Origin of the sequence: Thermanaerovibrio acidaminovorans DSM 6589 (assembly GCF_000024905.1) — a bacterium.
Classification (GTDB): Bacteria; Synergistota; Synergistia; order Synergistales; family Synergistaceae; genus Thermanaerovibrio; species Thermanaerovibrio acidaminovorans.
This window is the reverse complement of the sequence record NC_013522.1, coordinates 308853-331750: the sequence shown is the minus strand read 5'-3', so window position 1 is coordinate 331750 and position 22898 is coordinate 308853. Positions and strand designations below refer to the sequence as shown.

Below are 22898 nucleotides of genomic sequence, written 5' to 3'. Positions count from 1 at the left end.
CGGTAACACCCCACCTGACCTACCCCTTGAGGGCCAGGGGCCCATCGGAGTCTATTTTAAACCCTTGGATGGCCCGGGTGAACTCCTCGGAGAACCGGTACAGGTCGTCGGAGCTGGCCTTCAGCAGATCACTGTTGCGGGATATCTGGTCCACCACCTGGCTTATCCTGGCGGCCACGTCCTTGAGGGATCCTATCCCCACCGCCAGCCGGTCTATGGAGGCCGCCATCTCCTGGGCGCTGGCGGACTGCTCCTGGGCGGTGGCCGCCACGTTCTGGATCTGGCTCACTATCTCCCCTATGGCGTTGAGCACCCCATCGATCTGCTCCCTCATGGCCCGGGTCTCCTCCTCCGCCGCCTGGGCCACCGAGACCCCGCTGGTGGCGGTCTTCACCGCGTAGGAGGTGCCGGATATTATGGCCCCCGCCAGCTCCCCGATGCTCTTGGCCGCCTGGTTGCTCTCCTCCGCCAGCTTCCGGACCTCCTCGGCCACCACCGCGAAGCCCTTGCCCGCCTCCCCGGCCCGGGCCGCCTCGATGGCGGCGTTCAGCGCCAACAGGTTCGTCTGGTCCGCTATCTGGGATATGGTGTTAACTATGCTGCCGATCTGGCTGGCCTGGTCGTTCAGCTTCACCACCGCGTCCGCCACCCCACGGAACGAGGAGGCCATCTCCATCACCCGGTCGGAGGTCTTGACGATCAGGTCCCGGGCCCCCTCCGCGTTGCTCTTGAGGCTCTCCGCGTAGCTGGACGCGTCCGACGCCGCCTGGGCGGCCCCCTGGGAGGCGGAGGCCACTTCCTCTATCCCCGCGTTGGCCGCCTCCACCGCCTCGGAGTTGTCCGTGGCCATCCGGACAAGCACCTCCGCCTGCTCCCTCATGTCCACCAGGGTCTCCACCGTCCGGTCAGACACGTCCTCCAGGACCCGGGCCTGCTGGAGGATCCTATCGCTCTCACCCTTGAAGCGCCGGAATATCTCCCGCTGGGAGGAGATGACCGTGTCCAGCGCCCTTCCAAGCTGGCTCATCTCGTCGTTACCGGCGAAGCAGGCGGACACGCTGAGGTCCCCCTTGGCGGCCTCGCCGGACACCGACATGAGGCACTGGATGGGCCTCATGAGGCCCCGGATCACCGACAAGACCAGCACGGCCAGGAGGGCCATGGCCACCAGGGCCATGAGGAGCTGCTTCATCGCAAGCCCACTAAGCGGACTGAATATCTCCTTCTCGGACACCACCAACGCCAGCGTCCAACCTAAGTTGAGGGGCCTGGTGAAGATTAACCGTACGTCTCCATCAACGCTCCTGTACCTATAAAGACCGTACTTGCCCGACAGGATATCCTGGCCTATCTTGGACAGTTCCTTGCTGACGAACCGAGATTCCTTGGCGATGTTCTCCTTGAGTACCAGATCCTTCTTTGGATGCGCCACGAAGGTGCCGTCCGGCGCCAATAGGATCCCGTAGCCATGCCCCATGATCCTCTGGGAGGAGACCATCTGGATCAGGGTGTCTATGGCCATGTCGGCCCCAAGCACGCCCAGCAGCCTGTCCCCGTAGCCCTTGAGCGGCGTCGCTATGGTGACGATCATCTTACCGGTGTTGGCATCCACGTAGGGCATGGTTATGACGGGACCATCCTTCCTGACCGCCTCCTGATACCAAGGCCTGGTCTTGGGATCCCAGCCATCCGGGGGGGTCCAGCCACTTCCGTCCACGAACCGGCCGGTCTCCAGACCTATGTATATGTCCATGAAGCCCTTGTTGGAGTACTCCTTGGTGAGCCCCTCCATGTAGGGCTGGAGCAGCTGCCCCGCCATGCCGTAGTTGAGCCACAGGTACTGGGAGTTCATGGCGGCGGTGAGCACTATGTCGGTGCGGCCGTCCAGCCAGTTCCTCACGCTGGCAGCGGCGGACTCCGCCGCCAATTCGCCTCCAGACATTATATGGGCCTCAAGGATCCTCCGCCCGTTGTAGTAGGCCAAAAACCCCATGCCCCCAAGGGCTAACACCGCCATCAGCAGGATGGCATAAAGACGCTGTCTCATGGTCATGGCAACTACCCCCTCGAAGGAAATTTTACAAAAATGCTACTTTTACCAGTATATATCAGAACAAAAAATGCCGGAAGGGGGGACCCCAACCAGCATCCGGATCCTTGCGGCGGCCACGTCACTCGTGGAAGGAGAGGACCAGGTATACCCTTCCCTTCTCGGGTCCCACATCGAAGGGGAGGGTGAAGCTCTTCACGTCCGCCTTCTTGGTGGGTATCGCCTTCAGGTTCTCCCCCGCCATGAGCTGCGGAGGGGTTATGTCCAGCCCGGGCACCTCCACCTTCATGAGCGCCTGGCCGCTGGTCATGTTGGTCAGCTCCCCTATGACGCTCATGGACATGGGATCCTCCGGGTTGGCCTCGATCATGCCACCGGTCATGGCCTTCACGTAGGCGGAGAAACCCGCCATGTCCGCCATCAGGGCCACGGTGCCGTGAACGCTGGGCCCCACCACCCCTATGAGGGCCGCCACCCTGCTGCCCGGGGCGTTCACCCCGGGGGTTATCTCTCCCTTGAGGAAGGTGGCCTCCACCCCCATCATCTGACTAACCGATACGAAGGCCCCCGCGTAGGCGTTTACCAGGGACGCTATAACCTGAGTGGACATCCTTCTCGCACTCCTCGATCTTCAGTCTTAAGGCACAAACCCGATGCTCAATTCTATACCTTGGGCAAGCGAAAGACAAAGGGGGGATTAAGATTGAAAATACCTTAAGACGCCCCTAGGTCCCCCTCCCCATCAGGACTATCACCCAGGCGGCCAGGTCGTCCACATCCCGGGGCGGCACCCGGAGCCCACGGGGGATGAGCCTCCCAAGTCCCCGGGGGGGATGGAGGCGGAAGTAGAGCTCCCGGGCCATAAGGGTGCTCCCCGCCTCCGGGACCGGGACGAACCGCACCCCCGCCCTCCGAAGCTCCTCCAGCACCTCCCCAGAGCCGGTCCCGGCCCCCACGAAAACCGATCCGGACAGGTGGACCTCCGGCGGAATGCTGCCATAGGTAAGGTACTCCCTGAGGGGCTCCAGGTCCCCTTGGGTCAGCACCCGGATCAGCTCCCCCAGCCGGTCCCGGGGGATCACCAGGGAGAAGCGGAGCTCCCGGTCCCCGAAGGCCACCCCCACCTTGCACCTGCCGGGATCTATGCCGCAGTCCAGGCCTCCCGGGGAACCGTGCTGGCCCATCGGTCGTACATCCACATCCACTGTTGGGGCACCTCCCTTATCCAGCCGGACAGGAGACGGTTACAGACCCCAACGGACCCCGCCTCGTCCAGACCGAACTCCTCCCCATTTGGTCCCTTGAGGGGATCCAGAAAACGGACCGAGTGACGGGTAGGGTCCGACAGGCTTCTCTGGGACCTGCAGGGCACCACGGGACAGCCCAGCTTGCGGGCCAGCTTCACGGGCCCCAACGGGGTGCTGGCGGGGAAGCCCAGGAAGTCCGACACGATCCCCTTGGCCTTTGCGTCCTGGTCCAGCAGGACCGCCAGGGCCCCTCCCTCCTCCAGACACCGGAAGACCCCCTTGAGGTCCGTGGCCTTACCGATGGTCACCACCCCGCAACTGGACCTCAGGTTCACCAACGTCTGGTTCACCCGGGGATCCCGCTGATCCGCCGCCACCACCCGAATGGGGTAGCCCAGAAGGGCCAAGGCGGCGGCGGTGAGCTCCCAGTTGCCCATGTGACAGGAGAGTATTATGGCCCCCCTGCCCAGAGACAGGGCCCGATCCAGCCTCTCGAGATCCTGAAACTCCACCAGGTCCAAAAGATCCCTCCCCATCACGGGGAAGCGCATCAGCTCCGCCAAGGCCATCCCGAAGTGCCGGTAGGCCCCCAGCACCACCTCCCGGGCCTCCCCAGGAAGGATCCCCAGAACACGGGAGCATCGGCGGGAGGCCTCCTCAAGGCGCCTTGGGGAGGCCCGGCCCACCAGCTCGCCGAGACTCCCCCCTAGCTCAAGGGCCCTCCGGTGCCCCAGGGACCTGAAAAGGGCCCCAACCAGGTTGAGGCCCCGGTAAATCAACGGCTGTTCCATCCATCACATCTCCAAGGACCCTAAAGAGGGGCAGGGGCCGCTCACTGGGACTCCCTTCCCCTCGCCCAATGCTCGAACATGCCCCTGGCCTCGTCCATGCTGAGCCCAAATCCCTGGCCCGAGAGGGCCATCTGACAGGCCACCACCGCCTGCCCCGCCAGGACCGACGCCAGGTAGTCAAGACAGCCGCAGTTGTCCCCCACATCCCCAAGAGTGAGGCACACCGCCGTGGCGGACGCCCGCTCCACCACCTTTATGGACCCATCGCTAAGCTTGGCTAGTCCCGCGGCGCATCCCGCCGCAGCCCCAAGCAGCAGGTCGTAGCCCACCCGACCATCCAGCCGGGACGTGATGTAGCAGCCCACTAGCCCCCCAAGCGCCATGGCCTCCGCCAGCGCCCGCCGGTCCTTGCTCAGGTAGTTGCATATGACCGTCAAGGGCACCGTCAGCAACACCCCGGAAGCCACACAGCCCCTCAGGGGCACCGCCCCCGCCTTGGGGTCCGACAGGGCGAAGTCAAGGGCGGCGCCGCACATGGCCCGGACCACCCAGATTGGGTCCTCGTCGAAGGAGCCCCGCCAAAGACGATAACCCAGGGCCCTACCCCGGGGCTTCAAAACCCCCCGCTGGGCCAGGCGGTAGTTCTGGTCCGCCCTCTCGAGGATCCACTCCTCCTCCTCTTGGGTCAGGTGGGGCACCAGAGCCCATAGATCGCCCCAGGACGCAAGGCCAACCTCTCGATCCACCAAAGGATCCGGAGTATTAGAGTAAAGAGACCTCAGATAGCGGCTTATGTCCAAGACAACTCCTCCCATCCCTAGCCCGGGGGCCCCCCTGTTGAGATTGGTTAACCGTCGCGAAGATATTATCACACAAAGACATCTTATGGAAAAACAATTAGTTTGTTTTAGCAAAATCACCCTCCGTCCAGGGGGGGCAGGACGCATATCTCCCCCGCTGGGACCTCCTCATCCAGGTCCAGAAGGCGCCAGTCCCACACCACCATCCCCACGTGGGACAGGTCCACCCCCGCCTCCTGGAGGGCCCGCCGGACCGGGGCTCCCCTGGGGACCCGGACGCTGAGACTGGATCCGTCCAGCAGGACCCTAATCCGAATGTCATCCATCCATCATCTTCCGGGCCCCGGCGGGCCCCGAGGCGTATATGTCCCCCCCGTGGGCGTCCCCAAGGACCACCAGTCCCATCCGGTCCACGGTGATCTTGAGTATCGCCTCGGGCCCCAGATCCTGGTAGGCCACCACCTCGCAGGATCTTATGGACCGGGAGAGGAGCACCGCCGCCCCCCCGGTGGCCCCCAGGTAGACCGCCCCGTGCCGGGCCATGGCATCCAGCACCTCTTTAGAGCGCCTACCCTTTCCTATCATACCCCGAAGCCCCAGCTCCAGGAGCCTGGGGGTGAAGGGATCCATCCGGCCGCTGGTGGTGGGCCCCATGGCGCCTATCACCCGTCCCGGGGGGGTTGGGGATGGCCCCGCGTAGTAGATCACCTGCCCCTCCAACTGGAACGGGAGGGACCCCCTATCCAGGTCCTCCAACATCCTCCTGTGGGCCTGGTCCCGGGCCACATAGACCACCCCGGAGAGAGACACCAGGTCCCCAGCCCGGAGGGACCTCACCTCCTCCCCCAGGGGGGTGGTGAGCTCTATCCTGGACATCAGATCACCCCCTTGGCGTGACGCAACGCATGACAGCAGAGGTTGACCGCCACCGGCATGCCCGCTATGTGGGTTGGCAACGCCTCGATCCTCACGTCCAGGGCGGTGACCAGCCCCCCGTAGCCCCCAGCCCCTATGCCCAGGCGGTTTATCCTACGGAGAGCCTCCTCCTCCAGCCGGGCGTACCGGGGATCCGGGTTCCTCTGCCCCATGGGACGGAGCAGGGACCTCTTGGCCCAGAGGGGGGCGGTCTCGAAGTTGCCCCCCACCGCCACCCCCACCACTACGGGAGGACACGAGTTGGGGCCCGCGGAGCTCACCACCTCCTCGATGAACCGAAGCACCCCCTCCTCCCCGTCAGCGGGCTTCAGCATCCGGATGGCGCTCATGTTCTCGCTGCCCATCCCCTTGGGCGCCACGGTCACCTCCACCCGATCTCCGGGAACCATCCGAAGGTGAATCACCGCCGGCGTGTTGTCGAAGCTGTTGCGCCGGTCGTATACGGGATCGTACACCACCGACTTGCGCAGGTACCCCTCCACGTAGGCGTCCCTTATGCCCAGATCCACCGCCTCCTGAAGGCTGCCGCCGGTGAGCAACACCTCCTGCCCCCAATCGACAAACACCACCGCAAGCCCGCAGTCCTGGCAGATTGGCATCTTCTCCGTCTCTGCCATCTGGAAGTTCAGGACCAGATCCTCCAGTGCGGACCTGGCAAGCTCTACTCTCTCCAGCTCCAGCGCCGAGGACAGGACATCCCGCACGTCCCGGGGCAGGACGAAGTTGGCCTTAAGGGCCAGGTCCCTGACCAGCCGCGAAAGCTCATCGGAATCTATCAGCCTGGGCAACCGGATCCCTCCAATCTGTACCCCCATAAGGAAACCAACGTAAACTGGCGTAATTTTAACATCAACCGCCAGCGGAACCAAACCCAAGGGAGACAGGACACCCCATAGAAGTGGAGGGAGGGTATCTCCCTCCCTCCACCGGGGCTTGGGCAGCATCTCCTAATCGACCCCATGGGGTCTGACCGCGCACTCCTGGAAACCGCTAGGACCTCTCTCCTAAGATTCCCTCACCCCCCCGACCGGGAGCATGCTCCCGTTCCTGATAAGTCTTAGGTGAAACGAGAAGGCCTCCTTGAGGTCGTGGGGCTCATGTCCTCCATTGGCCTGGGCCCGTCTTATGTAGTCCATCAGGGCCGACCGGTAGTCCGGATGGGCGCACTTGCCCACTATCTCAACGCTCCTCTCCCTGGGGGTCAGCCCCCTGAGGTCCGCCACACCCCACTCGGTGACCACCACGTCCACGTCGTGCTCCGTGTGGTCCACGTGGGAACAGAAGGGAACTATGCGGGATATGCTCCCACCCTTCGCGGTGGAGGGGGTGAGGAACACAGTGAGGTAACCGTTCCTGGCGAAGTCCCCGGATCCACCTATGCCATTTATCATCTTGGACCCCAGGGCCATGGTGGAGTTCACGTGACCGTATACGTCCACCTCGACCGCGGTGTTCATGGCTATGACCCCCAGGCGCCGGATCACCTCCGGGTGATTGCTTATCTCCTGGGGTCTTAAGATCACCCTCTGCCGATAGAGGTCCATGTTGGCGTACATGCGCCGGGCCCCCTCCGGGCTGGGGGTGAAAGAGGTGCCGGAGGCAAAGGAGACCTTGCCCGCATCTATGAGGTCCAACATGGAGTCCTGGATCACCTCGGTGTACATCCTCAGGTTCTCACTGGGCCACTCCAGGAAACCCGCCAGGACCGCATTGGCCACCTCCCCAACCCCGGACTGGAGGGGGAACAGGTCCCTGGGGAGCCGCTGGGCCTTCACCTCCACGTCCAGGAAGTCCAGCAGGTTGCGAGCCATACGGGCACTTACCTCATCCACCGCCGCCAAGGGCCGTTGCTTGTCCGGCACGTCCGAGGGCACTATGGCCACTATCTTGGAGGGATCACAGGGGATGAAGGGGGTCCCTATACGGTCCGAAACGGACGCTATGGGGATGGGCTCACGGCTTGGCGGGTCCCCGGGGATGTAGATGTCGTGAACCCCCTCCAGGGACATGGGCTGGGTGACGTTCACCTCCACGATAACCTTCTCCGCCATCTTCACGAAGGTGGGGCTGTTCCCCACCGACGTGGAGGGCACTATGCTTCCGTCCTGGTTGATGGCCACCGCCTCCACTATGGCCACGTCCATCTTGCCGTAGAAGCCGTAGCGAAGGTTCTGGGTGCCGTGAGAGAGATGTATGTCCTGGAAGAGCACCGTCCCCTCGTTTATGGCCTTCCGCAAACGGTCGTCGGTCTGATAGGGGAAGCGCCGGGCCAGGGCCCCGGAGGCGGTGAGTTCCCCGTCCAGCTCGGGCCCCACCGAGGCACCGCACCAGAGGGTAAGGTTAGAGGGGCTGCCGGTCTCGAGCTTCCTCCTGGCTATGGCCATGGGCACCTCCTTGGGGTACCCCGAGGGGGTGAACCCGCTGGCACCTATCACATCCCCATCGTTGATCAGCTTGGCCGCCTCGTGGGGGTCCATTATCAACGAACGAAGGGACTCGCACCTAACCCTGTCCCTTATATCCAACGCAACGGTCTTCATAGCCGCCACCTCCATCACTCAAGCAACATGTGGAGCATCGAGGTGAAGATCACCATGCCCAGCAGCGCCACGGGATAGGTGGCCCCGTACCCCACCGCCACGTCCTCGGTCTTGGTGGCATCTATGGCGGCTCCAAGACCTGGTGTGCTGGTCATCCCACCGCATATGGCTCCCGCTATAAGTATCCAGTTCATCCTCCAACCGTAACGGGCCAACAGGAACGCCGCCACCTCCGCCGCCAAGGCGGCGAAGAAACCTATCAGCACCAGGAGAACCCCGTGAACTTTCAAGACCTCCACCACCTCGGCGCCGGCGTTGATCCCCACTATCGCCAGGAAGTAGGACAGCCCAAGGGATCTCACCGCCCCGAGCACCTTCGGGTCCATCCGCATGTCAAACGGACCGGACTTTATCATGGACCCAAGGACCAGGGCCGCGATGAGACCGCCGCCGGTGGCGCCAAGGCTTATGGAGAGCTTGCCCCCCAGGGGCACCTTGATGCCTCCCAGAAGGTAACCCGCCACGATGCACAGACCAAAGGCCACCATGGAGAAGGCGTTCTTGTAACCCCCACCTGCCTCACCCTGGCCGTCCCTCATGGCCGCCAGGGTGGCCTTGAACTCCTCCCTCTCCCGGTCCACGTCGATCCTGAATACCATGGGGATCAGTTGGACGAAGAGTATAACCGCCAAAACACCAAATGGATAGGCTATGCTGTGCCCCACCGTCACGTCCGGATTGTTGTTGGTGGCCTCCAACGCCGCCGCAAGCCCAGGAGAGCTGGTCAGAGCCCCGGTGTAGGTACCCCCTATGAGGTGCGGGCTGGCCCCTCCACGGAACATCAAAGCCAGAACATATGTAACCAGGGCTCCGACAAAGGTGATGAACCCACCGAGAAAGGCAAACTTCAGACCGTACCGCCTTATGACGTTCAGCATGTCCCCCGAAGCCAGGAGCCCCACCGCCACCACAAAGAGGGTCAACGTGAAGTTGAAGAACGCCTCCGGCACCGAGTAGCCCACGGCACCCACCACCAGACCAACAAAGAGGGCCCCAGAGGTCTCCAGGCTGAAACGCCCCAGCTTGACCTTCCCGATGAGAACCCCCAACATGGCCGTCAACGTCATCACGAAAATAGGATTCTGCATTAACTTAGCAAAGCTCAACATGCGAACTTAGCCTCCTCCCACCGGAGAGCAAGGATGACGAAACACGGTTGACAAACCAACACGACGCGCAATGACACAGGGGATGGGAATGAAAGGTGTTCAGATAGGCCCTCATCCTGCGAACCTGGCCCGTAGCCTTGCAGGTGGGGTGGCTACGAGGAATAGGCCCGCTTGTGGATGTGTGAATTATCCCACCTGCGGGCCCTAAAGTCAACTGTCAAATCAAAAAATACTACATAATGAAAATATTTTCAGCGCTTTCCCAAAGTGTTCAGGTTAGTTCCGAGGATCACAGACGGTACTCGTCGGTGAGGTCCGGAATAGGGTCCCTCTCGAGCTGCTCCATCACCTCGTCGTACCGCTCGAACAGGCGCTTAACCGCGGTGATCACCGCCTTGCGTCCGCCCCCCCAGTAGCGACTCTCGAAGGCCTTCAGTATGACCTCCCGGTCGAGAACGATGTTCTTCCCCTTCAGGATGGCCCTTATCATGTTTATGGACACTTGGGAGTAAAACGAAACGTCCGCCTCGATTATCACCCCCGTATCCACCTCCACCTCCGCATAGACCCCCACGCTCTTGTAGAGCCCATAGGCCGCTATGTCCTGGGGCAGCCTCGCGTAGGCGGCCAGGAAAACGGTGTTCTCCCCCATGTTCACCACCCGCTTCGATTAAATTTGACCTTGACCACGCCCGGAAGGCCATTTAACCTTGCCCGTCAAGATGATACATGATAATCTCAATATCCAGAAGATGGCCTCCTCGATCACGCCAGGTACTCCACGGTTCAAACCTTCCCCACAGGACGTCCACGATCGGAACGTCAGCCGCATAGCCGCCACTTCACGGGGGCCACACAGAGGGGGGATTGGACATGACCGTTGAACCGATGGAGCCCTTCCGCTTCCACAGTTGCGAGATGGCCATAGTGAGCACCGGTCTGGTGGCCAGGACCCTGTCGGAGCTCCGGGACTGCGTCCGGCGGGCCCCGGAGGGGAGCCTTCACACCCACTTCTGGGGCTGGAAGATGAGGCCCCAACTGGGTGAGAGGGAGTACACCAACGACCTAGCCAACTGGGTGGCCTCCACCCTGAGGGACCGGGGTATGGCGGAGAAGCTGAGCGCCCTGTCACCCAAGGACTTCGAGGATCTGGACTCCCTGAGGGAGGAGATAATCTCCGTCCTGGACCGGCGGCTCGAGGGGGACGACGCCATGGCCTGGTCCAGGGCATCGCACCCCTTCTTCTTCACCGACTCCAGGATGCTGGTCTTCGACACCGGGCAGACCGCCTCCACGCTGAAGGAGTTCCGAGAGGCCATAAGGACCATAGACACCAACAGCATCTTCTACCACGTGATCGACGCGGTCCGCAGGACCCCGGGACATGAGGACGACTTCTCCGCCTGGCTCTCCGGATTCGGGGAGCTGACCGCCAACTTGAGGGCAAGGCTCCGCCGGATCGACACCGCGCTCCTTACCCTGGGGGAGATCCGGGAGAAGATCAACTCCGCCATCCGGAAGTCCCTGCCCTGGGAGGGGGATGAGCAATGAGCCTCAGCATAACGGACTACGAGCCGGTGATAGGCCCCGGCCCCCTCATGCACCTCAGGAGGCTGGGGGAGATGCTGAAGGACAGGTCGGTGGTTCACTTGAACTCCACCCGGGTCGGGGGAGGGGTGGCGGAGATCCTGGAGAACTTCGTGCCCCTAATGCGCGAGCTCGGCATTGACGCCCGATGGGAGGTCATCACCGGCACCGAGGACTTCTTCAAGGCCACCAAGCTGATCCACAACTCCCTCCAGGGGGCGGAGCAGGACCTGTCGCCCACCATGAAGGAGGTCTTCATGGAGACCAACCGGGAGAACGCCCAGCGGCTCGCAGGCCTACTGGAGGAGGCGGACTTCGTGGTGATCCACGACCCACAGCCGGCCCCGCTGCTATCCATGATCCCCCAAAGGAGGGGCAAGTGGATATGGCGGTGCCACATCGATGTGAGCCGCCCCAACCGATCGGTCTGGAACTTCATAAAGGGCCTGGTGGGGCGCTACCATGCCAGCGTCTTCTCCCTGGTGGACTTCGCCCAGCCCCTTCCCCACCCCCAGTACATAATCCCCCCGGGCATAGACCCCTTGAGCTACAAGAACCGGGACCTCTCAGACCAGGAGCTGAATAGGGTCTACGAGGAATTCAACCTGGACCCCACCAGGCCCATAATAACCCAGATCTCCCGCTACGACCGGTTCAAGGACCCGGTGGGGGTCATAAGGGCCTACCGGATGGCCAAGGCCTACCACGAGAACCTCCAGCTGGTCCTGGCGGGGGGGGACGCCACCGACGACCCGGAGGGGGCCTTGGTGCTCAGGGAGACCCTGGAGGCGGCGGGGGATGACCCGGACATCCACGTGCTCTCCCTCCCGTCGGACGCACACCTTACGATCAACGCCCTACAGAGGATCAGCCACGTGATCCTGCAGAAGTCCACACGGGAGGGCTTCGGCCTCACCGTCTCCGAGGGACTGTGGAAGAGGAAGCCGGTCATAGGGGGGGACACGGGGGGCATAAGGCTCCAGGTGATCGACTACCACACGGGCTTCCGGGTCAGATCCCCCGAGGGTGCGGCGCTGAGGATCCGCCAGCTGCTCCAGGACCCCAGGATGATGAGGTCAATGGGGGAGGCGGGACACTCCCACGTGAGGGACCACTTCCTCATAACCCGGCAGCTCAGGAACCTGATGACCACCCTGGCTTGCCTCCAGATGGAGGAAACGGGGGTGACCGCTTGATCAGCACCGGAGCATCAACCGTCAATATCCCCTCCACCATCCCCCCAAGGGGCATACCCGCCTGGTTCTGGAACCAGCTTCGAAGATCCGGGGGGCTATCCCTGTTCCTGGACTACGACGGGACCCTGGCCCCCTTGACCGCCGAAAGAGACCGGGCCCATCCCTGGCCAGGGATCAGGGAGGCGTTGGAATCCCTCATGAACCTTGGGGCCCGGCTGGCGATCATATCCGGCAGGAGGGCCCACCAGATACCGACTCTCCTGGGGCTCCGCCCGGCGGACATATTCGGCTGCCACGGGGCGGAGCGTCTGATGCCAGACGGCACCCGGAGCAGCCAGGAGATCCCCCGGTGGGTAGAGCATCTCCTCAACGCCGCCCACCGGGAGGCGCTGGAGCTGCTGCCCCCCGAGATGGTGGAGATGAAGGCGGCTTCGGTGGAGGTCCACCTCAGGTCCATGCCCCAGGACCTGCGCCCCCTGATACCCCAGCTGGCCCGCTCCTGGGAGGCTCTGGTTCACCGGGGGCTGTCCTTCAGGCACTTCAACGGGGGCTTCGAGCTCAGGGCCCCGGGGATCCATAAGGGCCTGGCGGTGGAGCGGCTCCTCCAGGAAACCCCAAATGGACATCTGGTGACTCTACTGGGGGACGACACCACCGACGAGGACGCCTTCGAGACCCTGGGAGAACGGGGGCTATCCATCCTGGTCCACCCAAAGGGCAGACGATCGATTGCCCAATGCCACATAAAGCCCCCGGAGGAGCTGCTGGACTTCCTCCGGCAAATTCACCGGGAGCTGGAAGGGAAGATGCGGAAAGGAGTGAAGATGTGTGCCGAATAGACCGTCCAGGTTGGTAATAGCCTCACACCGGCTCCCCATAGTGCTCTTCATGGAGGACGGGGAGCTAAAAGTCATCCACGGGGCGGGGGGATTGGTCACCGCCCTCAAGCCGGTGCTGACCCTAAGGGGGGGGAAGTGGATAGGATGTCCGGGCACGGTCCCAGGTGCCAGAGCGGAGGAGGTGGATCGGATCCTGGCGGAGACCCGACAGGAGAGCCCCTTCGAGCTGATCCCGGTCCACCTCACCGAGGAACAGCACCGGCTCTACTACGAGGGGGCCTCCAACTCGGTCATATGGCCCCTCTTCCACGACTTCCTGTCCCTATGCGACTTCGACGGGAGGTACTTCAAGGCCTACGAGGAGGTGAACCGGCTCTTCGCCTCCACCCTGGCGAGCCACACGGACGAGAAGGACCTCATATGGGTCCACGACTACCAACTGATGGAGGTGGCCCTCCACCTGAAGGACATGAGACTCCATCGACGATGCGCCTTCTTCCTCCACATACCCTTCCCGTCCCCGGACATATACCTCAAGCTCCCCTGGCGGGATAGGATCATAAGGGCCCTCCTGGAGTTCCACTTCATAGGCTTTCACACCGTTCGGGAGGTGAGGAACTTCGTCCAGTGCGTCAAGATCTTCGAGAAGGACGCGCTGGTGCGCAGAAGGGGGAACTGGGGAACCATAACCCTGGGGAGTCGGATGGTCTCGGTGGGGGCGCTGCCCATAGGCATAGACTTCCGTCACTTCGACCGGCTCTCCAGGCATCCCGCCGTCAGGGCCAGGGCGGCGGAGATAAAGAATAACCACCGGGGTAGGAAGATCATCTTCGGCGTGGACCGGCTGGACTACACCAAGGGGATACCCGAGAGGCTCACCGCCTTCGAGCTGATGCTGGAGAGACACCCGGAGATGCTCAAGAATGTCACGTTCCTCCAGCTACTGGTGCCAAGCCGGGAGACGGTCCGGGAGTACGCGGAGCTTAGGGACAGGGTGGAGAGGCGAATCTCCTCCATAAACGGCCGATTCTCCCAGGACGACTGGGTGCCCGTCATCTTCATGTCCCGGTCCATGCCCCAGGAGGAACTGGTGGCCCACTACCTGGCGGCGGACGTGGGACTCGTGACCCCCAGGAAGGACGGCATGAACCTGGTCTCCAAGGAGTACTGTGCAGCCCACTCGGACCTATCGGGGACACTGGTGCTCAGCGAGTTCGCCGGCGCCGCCTGCCAGCTCCAGAGGGGGGCCATACTGGTTAACCCCAACGACCGGGAAGGCGTGGCGGAGGCCATCTACCAGGCGCTGGTCATGCCCGAAGGGGATAAGCGCCGGCGGATGAAGATACTGCGGCATGCGGTCCGAAGACACGACGTGTTCTGGTGGGCGGACTCCTTCCTCCTGGCCGCCTCGGGGAAGCACATAAAGGACTTCCCCACCGCGGGGGATCCCGTGGTCCCCTCCTTCCACCCATGACCGGCGGGGGATCCGCACGAGGAACCCCTGGGGCCCCTACGCTCCATGGATGCGTTCCCCCAGGTCGCATGGAAACATAAGAGGGGATAAGGAGGGGAGGGGGAGGCCATGCCTCCCCCTCCCTCTCGCTATGGCCGGATCCGGGATCCTACCGGGTCAGCAGGGTCAACATGGCACCCGCCGCCACGGCGGTGCCTATGACACCCGCCACGTTGGGTCCCATGGCGTGCATCAGCACGTAGCTCCCCGGGAACTCCTGCTGTACCACCCGCTGGCACACTCGAGCTGCCATGGGGACCGCCGATACCCCCGCGGCGCCGATGATGGGGTTTATCTTGCCCCCCGAGAGGACCTTCATGACCTGGCCGAACAGGCAGCCGCCGGCGGTGCTGAAGGCGAAGGCCACCAGACCTAGGGCTATTATCTTTATGGTGGCCAAGGTGAGGAACGACTCGGCCTCCATGGTGGCCCCCACGGTGATCCCCAGGAATATGGTAGTGGCGTTGAGGATCTCATTCTGGGCCGCCTGGTTAAGCCTCTCGGTGCAACCACACTCCCTGAGCAGGTTGCCGAACATGAGCATCCCCACCAGGGGAACCGCCGGGGGCAGGATTAGCCCACAGGCAATGGTGCTTATTATGGGGAAGAGCACCCTCTCCGTCTTGGTGACCGGGCGCAACTGATCCATCCTTATGCCCCTGTCCGCCTTGGAAGTGAACAGTTTGATCACCGGCGGCTGGATCAGGGGCACCAGGGACATGTAGCTGTAGGCCGCCACCGCCACGGCGCCGACTATCTTGGGGGCCAGCTTCATGCAGAGGTAGATGGAGGTGGGACCGTCGGCTCCGCCTATGATCCCTATGGCCGCCGCCTCCCGGATGTTGAAGCCCAGGAACATGGCCCCCACCACCGCCACGAATACCCCCAGCTGGGCCGCAGCCCCAAGCAGGAACGTTATGGGGTTGGCCAGGAGCGGGCCGAAGTCGGTCAGAGCCCCTATCCCCATGAAGATTATTATCGGGTAGATCTCATGTCTCGTCCCGAAGGACACGTAGTACAGGAACCCCCCGGGATCCATTATCCCCGACAGGGGAAGGTTCACGATGAGACACCCGAAGGCTATGGGGGTCAGCAGCAGGGGCTCAAACCCCTTGGCTATCGCCAAGTAAAGGAGCACCAGGGCGACAACGATCATTATGACGTTGCCCCCCGTGAGCCCCACCAAACCCGACTGATCTATCAGCCCCTTTAGGGCCGCTACGTAGAGTTCCATCCCTCTCCCTCCCCGGGGAGCCTAAGATATTACCACCAGGACGTCGCCGGTGTTGACCGAATCGCCCTCCTTGCAGCGGACCTCGGTGACGGTGCCCGCGGAAGGGGCAAAGATCTCGTTCTCCATCTTCATGGCCTCCAGGATAACTATGGCCTGGCCGGCGGACACCGAGGCCCCCTGCTGGACCATCACCTTGAGGATCTTGCCCGGCATGGGGGCGGTCACCGCACCGGCGCCGGCGGGGGCGGCGGGAGCAGGGGCAGCGGCAGGGGCCGGGGCGGGGGCAGGAGCCGCCGCCGGGGCGGGAACGGGGGCAGGAGCGGGAGCGGATGTCACCGGGGCAGGGGCGGAAGCGCCGCCCAGCTCCTCCACCTCCACCTCGTAAGCCTTTCCGTTGACTACAACTCGATACATGCGGGCCATAGGACATACCTCCTAGTATTTTTTAACTTGTGCAGCGGATCTCTCAGCGAAACTACTCCAAACCCTCCATGCCCTCAACCCGGGCCATGGCCCTCCAGGCGCCACCGAAGGAACGGGCCTGCAGGGGCCTCACGGAACGAACCGACACCGGTCGACCTGCGCAGGCGGCGACCGCGGCGGTTACGACCGCCACCAGCTCCAGGTCGTCCTGGGCCTTGGCGCCCGGGGCTGGGGCCGCGGAAGGCGCGGGGGCCGCGGGGGACTGAGGCTTGGACGGGGAAGGAGGGACCGGCTTGGACCGGCCGTCCACCGCCCCGGCCACCATCTTGGTGGCCATCATTATCAGCATCAGCCCCGCTATGACCAGGAAGACCACGCTGAAGGCGATGAGGGACATGAGGATACCCCCCGCGGGGCCCACGAAATGGGAGCTTACGTTCATTGGCATCCCCTCCCTAGTGGGGCATTATCCCGTGCTTGCGCTTGGGGCGGAGCTCCCTCTTGCCGTCGCACATGACCAGCGCCTGGTATATGGCTCCCCGGGTCTCCTCGGGCAGGATCACCCGGTCCACGAAGCCCCTGGAGGCCGCCTGATAGGGGTTGGCGAAGGCCTCCCGGTACTCCTCGATCTTCTGGGCCCGCATGGCCGCCTTGTCCTCCGCCGCGTCTATCTCCTTGCGGAAGATGATGTTGGCCGCCCCCTCGGCGCCCATGACGGCTATCTCCGCCTGGGGCCAGGCGAGCACCACGTCGGCCCCCAGGTCCTTGCTGCACATGCCAAGGTAGGAGCCCCCGTAGGCCTTCCGGAGCACCACGGTTATCTTGGGAGCGGTGGCCTCGCTGTAGGCGTAGAGGAGCTTCGCCCCGTGGCGGATGATGCCCCCCATCTCCTGGTTGAGCCCCGGCAGGTATCCGGGCACGTCCTCGAAGGTGACTATGGGGATGTTGTAGGCGTCACAGATCCTTATGTGCCGGCTCGCCTTGTCGGAGGCGTCTATGTCGAGACACCCCGCCATGTAGTTGGCCTGGTTGGCTATTACGCCGATAACCCGACCACCTATCCGGGCGAAGCCGGTGACGATGTTCCGGGCCCACAGGGGCTGGACCTCGAAGAAGTCCCCGTGGTCCACCACCTTGCGGATCACGTCCCGCACGTCGTAGCCCTTGTTGGGGTTGGTGGGCACCGCCTCCCGGAGGCTCATTTCCATCCTCATTGGGTCATCGGACTCGTCCCCAATGGGGGCCTCCTCCATGTTGTTGCTGGGCAGGTACGAGAGGAGCTTCCGCACCTGGGCGAAGCACTCGTCCTCGTTGGAGGCGAAGAACTGTGCCACCCCGGAGGTGGTGTTGTGGGCCATGGCGCCGCCGATCTGCTCGGAGGTCACGTCCTCACCGGTGACCGCCTTTATGACCGCAGGACCTGTGATGTGCATGATCCCTATCTTGTCCACCATGAAGATGAAGTCCGTCAGTGCCGGGCTGTAGACCGCGCCGCCCGCACAGGGACCCGCTATGACGGATATCTGGGGCACCACGCCGCTGGCCTTCACGTTCCTGAAGAAGATGCTACCGTAGCCGGAGAGGGCGTCCACCGCCTCCTGGATCCTGGCGCCGCCGGAATCGTTGATGCCGATCACGGGGCAGCCGTTCTGAAGGGCCAGGTCCAGCACCTTGCATATCTTCCTGGCGTGCATCTCACCCAGGGAACCACCCATGACGGTGAAGTCCTGGCTGAACACGTAGACGATGCGGCCATCCACCGTGCCGTAGCCGGTTACCACCCCATCCCCCAGGAACTTGGTCTTCTCCAGCCCGAAGTTGGAGCACCGGTGCTCCACGAACTCGTCTATCTCCACGAAGCTGCCCGGATCCAGGAGCCGCTCGATCCTCTCCCGGGCGGTGAGCTTGCCCTTCTCGTGTTGCTTGTCGATGGCCTTCTTGCCGCCCCCCTCCTCGGCGGCCTTCCTCTTGGCCAGGAGCTGTTCGCACAGCTCGTCGATGGTTCGCTCCGCCATGGCTCTACCTCCTTATATTCGCGTGCCCGCCGGCGGACACGGGTGGACCGCTCCGCCGGCGGATCACTTTAACGCTCGCTTATCTCCAGCAGGACGCCGCCGGACGCCTTGGGGTGCACGAAGGCTATCTTGGCCCCGCCGGCCCCCATCCGGGGCTTCTCGTCGATGAGGCGGACCCCCTTGGCCTTCAGCTCCTCCAGGGCCTCCTCGATGTTGGGGACCCGGATGGCTATGTGATGGATCCCCTCACCCTTGGCCTCGATGAACTTGCTCACCGGGCTGTCCTCGGAGGTGCCCTCCAGGAGCTCTATCTCCGTGTCCCCCAGGGGCAGGAAGGCGGTCTTAACCTTCTGCTCCGCCACCTCCTCAACCCCGTGACACTCTATGCCGATCACGTCCTGCCAGAACTTCAGGGACTCGTCGATGCTCCGCACCGCTATCCCTATGTGGTCCACCACCGTGGGCTTCATCCGTTCACTCCCTCCTTCTCACGCTTCTTGGCCACCGCTTCCTCAAGCCACTTTATGCACTCCGAGGTGGGAGTGCCAGGTCCGAAGATGGCGCCAGCCCCAAGCTCGAGCAGGCGCGGAACGTCGGACTCGGGTATCACGCCTCCGCCGAAGACGATTATGTCCCCGGCCCCCCTCTCCTTCAGCATCTCTATTATGACCTTGAAGTAGTGCTCGTGAGCGCCGGAAAGGATGCTTATCCCTATGGCGTCCGCATCCTCCTGGATGGCGGTCTGGACTATCTGCTCCGGGGTCTGACGAAGCCCGGTGTAGATGACCTCCATCCCCGCATCCCGGAACGCCCGGGCTATCACCTTGGCGCCCCGATCGTGACCGTCAAGGCCCGGCTTGGCCACAACAACCCTTATCTTACGGTCCATGATGAACTCCCCTCCCTAGCTTAAAGGACCACGTTCTCCCGGTACTCCCCGAAGACCTCCCGGAGCACCCCGCAGATCTCCCCCTCGGTGGCGTAGTTGCGGACCGCCTCGATGATGGGGGGCATCAGGTTCTCCTCCCCCTGGGCGGCCTTGCGCACGTCCTCCAGGCAGGCCTTCACCTTGAGGTTGTCCCGGCTCTCCTTCAGCTTGGCCAGCTTCTTGGCCTGCATCTCGCCAACCACCGGGTCCACCTTCAAGAGGGTACGCTCAGAGGCGTCCTCCTCAATCTGGAAGCGGTTGACGCCCACCACCACCCGGTCGCCGGACTCCACCGCCTTCTGGTACTCGTAGGCGGCGTCCTGGATCTGCTGCTGCACGTAGCCCTTCTCGATGGCCACCAGCATGCCGCCCATCTCGTCGATCTTGCGGATGTACTCCGCCGCCCCCTCCTCTATCTGGTTGGTGAGGGCCTCTATCACGTAGCTACCCGCCAGGGGATCTATGGTCTGGGTGACCCCCGACTCGTAGGCCACTATCTGCTGGGTCCTAAGGGCTATGCGGACCGACTTCTCGGTGGGCAACGCCAGCGCCTCGTCCAGACTGTTGGTGTGCAACGACTGGGTGCCCCCCAGCACCGCCGCCAGGGTCTGGATGGCCACCCGGACTATGTTGTTCTCCGGCTGCTGGGCGGTGAGGGTGCTACCCGCCGTCTGGGTGTGGAAGCGCAACATCTGGGCGCTCTTGTCGGTGACGCCGAAGCGGTCCCTCATTATCTTGGCCCAGAGCCTCCGAGCAGCCCGGAACTTGGCCACCTCCTCCAGGAAGTCGTTGTGGGCGTTGAAGAAGAACGAGAGCCGCTTGCCGAACACGTTGGGGTCCTGACCCTTCTTGACCGCCGCCTCCACGTAGGCGATCCCGTCCGCCAGGGTGAAGGCCACCTCCTGGATGGCGGTGGACCCCGCCTCCCTTATGTGGTAGCCCGAGATGGATATGGTGTTCCACTTGGGAACGTGGGTGCTGCAGAACTCGAATATGTCGGTGATGAGCCTCATGGAGGGCTTGGGAGGGAAGATGTAGGTGCCCCGGGCGATGTACTCCTTAAGGATGTCGTTCTGGATGGTGCCCGAGAGCTCCGTGGAGGGAACCCCCTGCTTCTCCCCCACCGCTATGTACATGGCCAGAAGCACCGACGCGGGGGCGTTTATGGTCATCGAGGTGGAGACCTTGTCCAGCGGTATCTGGTCGAAGAGGATCTCCATGTCCGCCAGGCTGTCGATGGCCACCCCCACCTTGCCCACCTCACCCTGGGCCATGGGATGGTCCGAGTCGTAGCCTATCTGGGTGGGAAGGTCGAAGGCCACCGATAGCCCCGTGGTGCCCTGGCTCAAAAGATAGCGGTAACGGGCGTTGGACTCCTCCGCGGTGGCGAAACCCGCATACTGGCGCATGGTCCAGAAACGCCCCCGGTACATGGTGGGCTGCACTCCCCTGGTGTAAGGGAAGGCCCCGGGGAAACCCAGGTCCCGATTGTAGTCCAGGTCCTTGACGTCCTCCGGGGTGTAGACCCTCTTGAGAGGGATCCCGCCTCCGGTGGTGAACTCCTTCCGCATCTCCGGGTTCTTGGCCAAGGCCTTCTCAACCGCCGCCTCGTACTGCCCCCGCTTCTCCGCTATGGCCTGCAGTTCCTTCTCCTCAAACACGCGCTCCGCCTCCTCCTGCTTAAAGGAAAATCGGGGCTGCCCAATCCCCGAGGGCCTACCATTGACCTGGTACGGCTCACGGTCTATTATTCAACACCCGCGAACCCTACGCAAGGCGTTATCTGTTTTTTCAAGAAAATTACAAACAACTGTCCAGAACTCCCCTTCGATCAGGACTCACAAAGAGGAGCCCCTTCCGGTTATAATACTATTCCTAACCCTATACTCGCTTAAATGTGGAGGTGTGCCCCCATGGAGATGCATCAGTGCCAAGTATGCCGAAAGCTCTTCGCCTCGTCGGGCCCCAAGATATGCCCATCCTGCATCAAGAGGCTGGACAGGGTCTACGAGAAGGCCCGGTCCTACCTCAGGGACAATCCGGACGCGAACCTGAACGCCAAGGAGCTGGCGGAAGCCATCGATGAGGACGTTCTGGACATCGAGATCCTCATAGCCGAGGGACGATTCGAGAGGGACCTGGCGGAGGACCTCAACGACATCCGCCGCCAACAGCTGCTCAACGAGTTCCAGAAGTCCCTGAGCAAGACTCAGGAGAACCTGAGGGCCCTGCAGGAACAGAAGAAGACCACCTACGGAAAGGACCGGCACGGGAAGGGCATAGCCTGAACCCCTTGACCTCCTCCCCCAGGGGGAGTAAAACTAAAAGGGTTTTTATCAACCTATCAACCATAAGTTAAGAGAGGGGGAACTTGGGGTGGAAAAGGCCATTCCCATCAGAGAGGGTATCTACTGGATCGGGGCCAACGACCGGGAGACGGACCTCTTCGAGGCCCTATGGACGCTGCCCAGAGGGGTCTCCTACAACTCCTACCTTATCTGCGACGACAAGGTGGCGGTCATCGACACGGTCAAGAGCTCCTTCATGAGGGACTACCTCCAGCGTCTCTCCTGGGTTCTCAGGGACTGCAAGCCAGTGGACTACCTGATCATCAACCACATGGAGCCGGACCACTCGGGGTCCATCGCCATGATGCGCAAGGTCTACCCGGACATGAAGATCGTGGGCAACAAGAAGACCCTAGAGATGATCAAGGCCTTCTACGACATCGAAGACGGCCTCGTCGAGGTCTCCGAGGGGGACGTGATCGACCTGGGCTCCCACAAGCTGTCGTTCCACATGATCCCCATGGTCCACTGGCCAGAGACCATGGTCACCTACGACCAGACCACCAAGGTGATATTCACCTGCGACGCCTTCGGGGGCTTCAGCGCCCTGGAGGGGGGGGTCTTCGATGACGAGGTGGACATGGACTACTACGAGGACGAGATCCTCCGCTACTTCGCCAACATCGTGGGCCGCTACAGCTCCTTCGTCCAGAAGGCCATAGCCAAGCTGAGGACCCTGGAGATATCGGTCATCTGCCCCTCCCACGGACCAATACTTCGCTCCAACCCCTGGCGGGTGGTGGACCTCTACGACCGCTGGAGCCGACACGAAACCGAGGAGGGCTGCGTCATCGTCTACGGCTCCATGTACGGCAACACCAAGAAGATGACCGACGCCATCGCCAGGTCCCTCACCGAGTCGGGGATCCAGAAGATAATCGTCCACGACGTCTCCAGGTCCAACATGTCCTTCATGGTGAGGGACATATGGAAATACCGGGGGCTGGTGATGGGGAGCTGCACCTACAACACGGAGCTCTTCCCCCCCATGGCCTACCTGGCAAGGACCCTGGCCAACAAGATGATGAAGAACCGGGTCCTGGGGCTCTGCGGCTCCTACAGCTGGAGCAAGGGGGCCCTGGCGGAGCTACTGGCCTTCGCGGAGAAGGGGGAGTGGGATCGGGTGGACCCCACCGTGGAGGTCAAGTCCTCCCCCACCGAGGAGGACATCCAGGCCTGCTGGCTCCTGGGACAGAACATGGCCAAGGCCATAAAGCGGGCCTGATCCGCCGGATCACCACCGGGACCGAAACGAAGCGGGGAAGCCAAAGCTTCCCCGCTT

24 protein-coding genes are annotated in these 22898 nt (G+C 62.9%); 6 read left to right on the top strand and 18 right to left on the bottom strand.

Annotation, left to right across the window (positions count from 1 at the left end; genetic code table 11):
* Positions 1-19 precede the first annotated feature (19 nt).
* The 11 genes from TACI_RS01540 to TACI_RS01490 all read right to left on the bottom strand — a co-directional run bounded on the left by TACI_RS01540 (position 20) and on the right by TACI_RS01490 (position 10185).
* Positions 20-2053, bottom strand: coding sequence for a methyl-accepting chemotaxis protein (locus TACI_RS01540; RefSeq protein WP_012869062.1), 2034 nt, complete (start codon positions 2051-2053; stop codon positions 20-22).
* Positions 2054-2171: 118 nt separating this feature from the next.
* On the bottom strand, positions 2172-2660 hold the full coding sequence (locus TACI_RS01535) for a chemotaxis protein CheX (RefSeq protein ID WP_012869061.1): 489 nt from the start codon (positions 2658-2660) through the stop codon (positions 2172-2174).
* Positions 2661-2775: 115 nt separating this feature from the next.
* Positions 2776-3234 carry a RuvC family protein gene (locus tag TACI_RS01530; protein WP_012869060.1) on the bottom strand — a complete coding sequence of 153 codons (459 nt, stop codon included), beginning with the start codon at positions 3232-3234 and terminating at the stop codon, positions 2776-2778.
* A complete protein-coding gene (locus TACI_RS01525) occupies positions 3192-4088 on the bottom strand; it encodes a lysophospholipid acyltransferase family protein (RefSeq protein ID WP_012869059.1) in 897 nt (298 codons plus the stop codon). Before TACI_RS01525 ends, TACI_RS01530 begins: the two co-directional genes overlap by 43 nt.
* Positions 4089-4129: 41 nt before the next feature.
* Complete coding sequence (locus TACI_RS01520) at positions 4130-4834, bottom strand: L-serine ammonia-lyase, iron-sulfur-dependent, subunit alpha (RefSeq protein ID WP_242601128.1); 705 nt, start codon at positions 4832-4834, stop codon at positions 4130-4132.
* A 170-nt stretch (positions 4835-5004) separates the two neighbouring features.
* A complete protein-coding gene (locus TACI_RS01515) occupies positions 5005-5214 on the bottom strand; it encodes a hypothetical protein (protein ID WP_012869057.1) in 210 nt (69 codons plus the stop codon).
* A complete protein-coding gene (locus tag TACI_RS01510; RefSeq protein ID WP_012869056.1) occupies positions 5207-5764 on the bottom strand; it encodes a FumA C-terminus/TtdB family hydratase beta subunit in 558 nt (185 codons plus the stop codon). Before TACI_RS01510 ends, TACI_RS01515 begins: the two co-directional genes overlap by 8 nt.
* Positions 5764-6612: a fumarate hydratase gene (locus TACI_RS01505; RefSeq protein ID WP_012869055.1), complete on the bottom strand. Its 849-nt coding sequence runs from the start codon at positions 6610-6612 to the stop codon at positions 5764-5766. The genes TACI_RS01510 and TACI_RS01505 overlap by 1 nt, the downstream gene beginning before the upstream one ends.
* 216 nt (positions 6613-6828) lie before the next feature.
* A complete protein-coding gene (locus TACI_RS01500; RefSeq protein WP_012869054.1) occupies positions 6829-8364 on the bottom strand; it encodes an acetyl-CoA hydrolase/transferase family protein in 1536 nt (511 codons plus the stop codon).
* A 14-nt stretch (positions 8365-8378) separates the two neighbouring features.
* Positions 8379-9491: an aspartate-alanine antiporter-like transporter gene (locus TACI_RS01495; RefSeq protein WP_242601127.1), complete on the bottom strand. Its 1113-nt coding sequence runs from the start codon at positions 9489-9491 to the stop codon at positions 8379-8381.
* 331 nt (positions 9492-9822) lie between these two features.
* Positions 9823-10185, bottom strand: a complete 363-nt coding sequence (locus tag TACI_RS01490) for a DUF3870 domain-containing protein (protein ID WP_012869052.1) — start codon at positions 10183-10185, stop codon at positions 9823-9825.
* Between the two features lie 221 nt (positions 10186-10406).
* Between TACI_RS01490 and TACI_RS01485 the strand changes: the two genes are divergently transcribed.
* The 4 genes from TACI_RS01485 to TACI_RS01470 are packed head-to-tail and all read left to right on the top strand — an operon-like array spanning position 10407 to position 14629.
* Positions 10407-11084, top strand: a complete 678-nt coding sequence (locus tag TACI_RS01485) for a DUF5752 family protein (RefSeq protein ID WP_012869051.1) — start codon at positions 10407-10409, stop codon at positions 11082-11084.
* Entirely contained in the window at positions 11081-12316 is a 1236-nt protein-coding gene (locus TACI_RS01480; protein ID WP_012869050.1) for a glycosyltransferase, read from the top strand. Before TACI_RS01485 ends, TACI_RS01480 begins: the two co-directional genes overlap by 4 nt.
* The gene (otsB, locus tag TACI_RS01475) at positions 12313-13155 is read left to right on the top strand and encodes a trehalose-phosphatase (protein ID WP_012869049.1); all 843 of its coding nucleotides are present in this window, start codon (positions 12313-12315) and stop codon (positions 13153-13155) included. The genes TACI_RS01480 and otsB overlap by 4 nt, the downstream gene beginning before the upstream one ends.
* Positions 13145-14629: an alpha,alpha-trehalose-phosphate synthase (UDP-forming) gene (locus tag TACI_RS01470; protein ID WP_012869048.1), complete on the top strand. Its 1485-nt coding sequence runs from the start codon at positions 13145-13147 to the stop codon at positions 14627-14629. The genes otsB and TACI_RS01470 overlap by 11 nt, the downstream gene beginning before the upstream one ends.
* A 148-nt stretch (positions 14630-14777) precedes the next feature.
* Here TACI_RS01470 and TACI_RS01465 read toward each other — a convergent pair whose 3' ends face one another.
* From TACI_RS01465 to TACI_RS01435, 7 genes are all read right to left on the bottom strand, one after another.
* Positions 14778-15902: a sodium ion-translocating decarboxylase subunit beta gene (locus TACI_RS01465; RefSeq protein WP_012869047.1), complete on the bottom strand. Its 1125-nt coding sequence runs from the start codon at positions 15900-15902 to the stop codon at positions 14778-14780.
* Between the two features lie 21 nt (positions 15903-15923).
* Entirely contained in the window at positions 15924-16325 is a 402-nt protein-coding gene (locus TACI_RS01460) for a biotin/lipoyl-containing protein (protein WP_012869046.1), read from the bottom strand.
* A gap of 52 nt (positions 16326-16377) precedes the next feature.
* Positions 16378-16767, bottom strand: a complete 390-nt coding sequence (locus TACI_RS01455) for an OadG family transporter subunit (RefSeq protein WP_012869045.1) — start codon at positions 16765-16767, stop codon at positions 16378-16380.
* A gap of 13 nt (positions 16768-16780) precedes the next feature.
* Positions 16781-18340, bottom strand: coding sequence for an acyl-CoA carboxylase subunit beta (locus TACI_RS01450; protein WP_012869044.1), 1560 nt, complete (start codon positions 18338-18340; stop codon positions 16781-16783).
* A 68-nt stretch (positions 18341-18408) separates the two neighbouring features.
* Positions 18409-18810 carry a methylmalonyl-CoA epimerase gene (gene mce, locus TACI_RS01445; RefSeq protein WP_012869043.1) on the bottom strand — a complete coding sequence of 134 codons (402 nt, stop codon included), beginning with the start codon at positions 18808-18810 and terminating at the stop codon, positions 18409-18411.
* Entirely contained in the window at positions 18807-19232 is a 426-nt protein-coding gene (locus TACI_RS01440; protein ID WP_242601165.1) for a cobalamin B12-binding domain-containing protein, read from the bottom strand. The genes mce and TACI_RS01440 overlap by 4 nt, the downstream gene beginning before the upstream one ends.
* 17 nt (positions 19233-19249) lie before the next feature.
* Entirely contained in the window at positions 19250-20929 is a 1680-nt protein-coding gene (locus TACI_RS01435) for an acyl-CoA mutase large subunit family protein (protein WP_012869041.1), read from the bottom strand.
* 252 nt (positions 20930-21181) lie between these two features.
* Here TACI_RS01435 and TACI_RS01430 point away from each other — a divergent pair, with 252 nt between their 5' ends.
* Both TACI_RS01430 and TACI_RS01425 read left to right on the top strand, forming a co-directional pair.
* Positions 21182-21556, top strand: coding sequence for a hypothetical protein (locus TACI_RS01430; protein WP_012869040.1), 375 nt, complete (start codon positions 21182-21184; stop codon positions 21554-21556).
* Between the two features lie 88 nt (positions 21557-21644).
* Complete coding sequence (locus tag TACI_RS01425; protein ID WP_012869039.1) at positions 21645-22841, top strand: FprA family A-type flavoprotein; 1197 nt, start codon at positions 21645-21647, stop codon at positions 22839-22841.
* The last annotated feature ends 57 nt before the right edge of the window (positions 22842-22898 follow it).

Bases quoted from the DNA above. Each gene is read 5' to 3' on its own strand.
- TACI_RS01540 (WP_012869062.1), bottom strand. From the start codon at position 2,053: ATGACCATGAGACAGCGTCTTTATGCCATCCTGCTGATGGCGGTGTTA.
- TACI_RS01535 (WP_012869061.1), bottom strand. From the start codon at position 2,660: ATGTCCACTCAGGTTATAGCGTCCCTGGTAAACGCCTACGCGGGGGCC.
- TACI_RS01530 (WP_012869060.1), bottom strand. From the start codon at position 3,234: ATGGGCCAGCACGGTTCCCCGGGAGGCCTGGACTGCGGCATAGATCCC.
- TACI_RS01525 (WP_012869059.1), bottom strand. From the start codon at position 4,088: ATGGAACAGCCGTTGATTTACCGGGGCCTCAACCTGGTTGGGGCCCTT.
- TACI_RS01515 (WP_012869057.1), bottom strand. From the start codon at position 5,214: ATGGATGACATTCGGATTAGGGTCCTGCTGGACGGATCCAGTCTCAGC.
- TACI_RS01510 (WP_012869056.1), bottom strand. From the start codon at position 5,764: ATGTCCAGGATAGAGCTCACCACCCCCCTGGGGGAGGAGGTGAGGTCC.
- TACI_RS01500 (WP_012869054.1), bottom strand. From the start codon at position 8,364: ATGAAGACCGTTGCGTTGGATATAAGGGACAGGGTTAGGTGCGAGTCC.
- TACI_RS01495 (WP_242601127.1), bottom strand. From the start codon at position 9,491: ATGACGTTGACGGCCATGTTGGGGGTTCTCATCGGGAAGGTCAAGCTG.
- TACI_RS01490 (WP_012869052.1), bottom strand. From the start codon at position 10,185: ATGGGGGAGAACACCGTTTTCCTGGCCGCCTACGCGAGGCTGCCCCAG.
- TACI_RS01485 (WP_012869051.1), top strand. From the start codon at position 10,407: ATGACCGTTGAACCGATGGAGCCCTTCCGCTTCCACAGTTGCGAGATG.
- TACI_RS01480 (WP_012869050.1), top strand. From the start codon at position 11,081: ATGAGCCTCAGCATAACGGACTACGAGCCGGTGATAGGCCCCGGCCCC.
- TACI_RS01465 (WP_012869047.1), bottom strand. From the start codon at position 15,902: ATGGAACTCTACGTAGCGGCCCTAAAGGGGCTGATAGATCAGTCGGGT.
- TACI_RS01460 (WP_012869046.1), bottom strand. From the start codon at position 16,325: ATGGCCCGCATGTATCGAGTTGTAGTCAACGGAAAGGCTTACGAGGTG.
- TACI_RS01455 (WP_012869045.1), bottom strand. From the start codon at position 16,767: ATGAACGTAAGCTCCCATTTCGTGGGCCCCGCGGGGGGTATCCTCATG.
- TACI_RS01450 (WP_012869044.1), bottom strand. From the start codon at position 18,340: ATGGCGGAGCGAACCATCGACGAGCTGTGCGAACAGCTCCTGGCCAAG.
- mce (WP_012869043.1), bottom strand. From the start codon at position 18,810: ATGAAGCCCACGGTGGTGGACCACATAGGGATAGCGGTGCGGAGCATC.
- TACI_RS01430 (WP_012869040.1), top strand. From the start codon at position 21,182: ATGGAGATGCATCAGTGCCAAGTATGCCGAAAGCTCTTCGCCTCGTCG.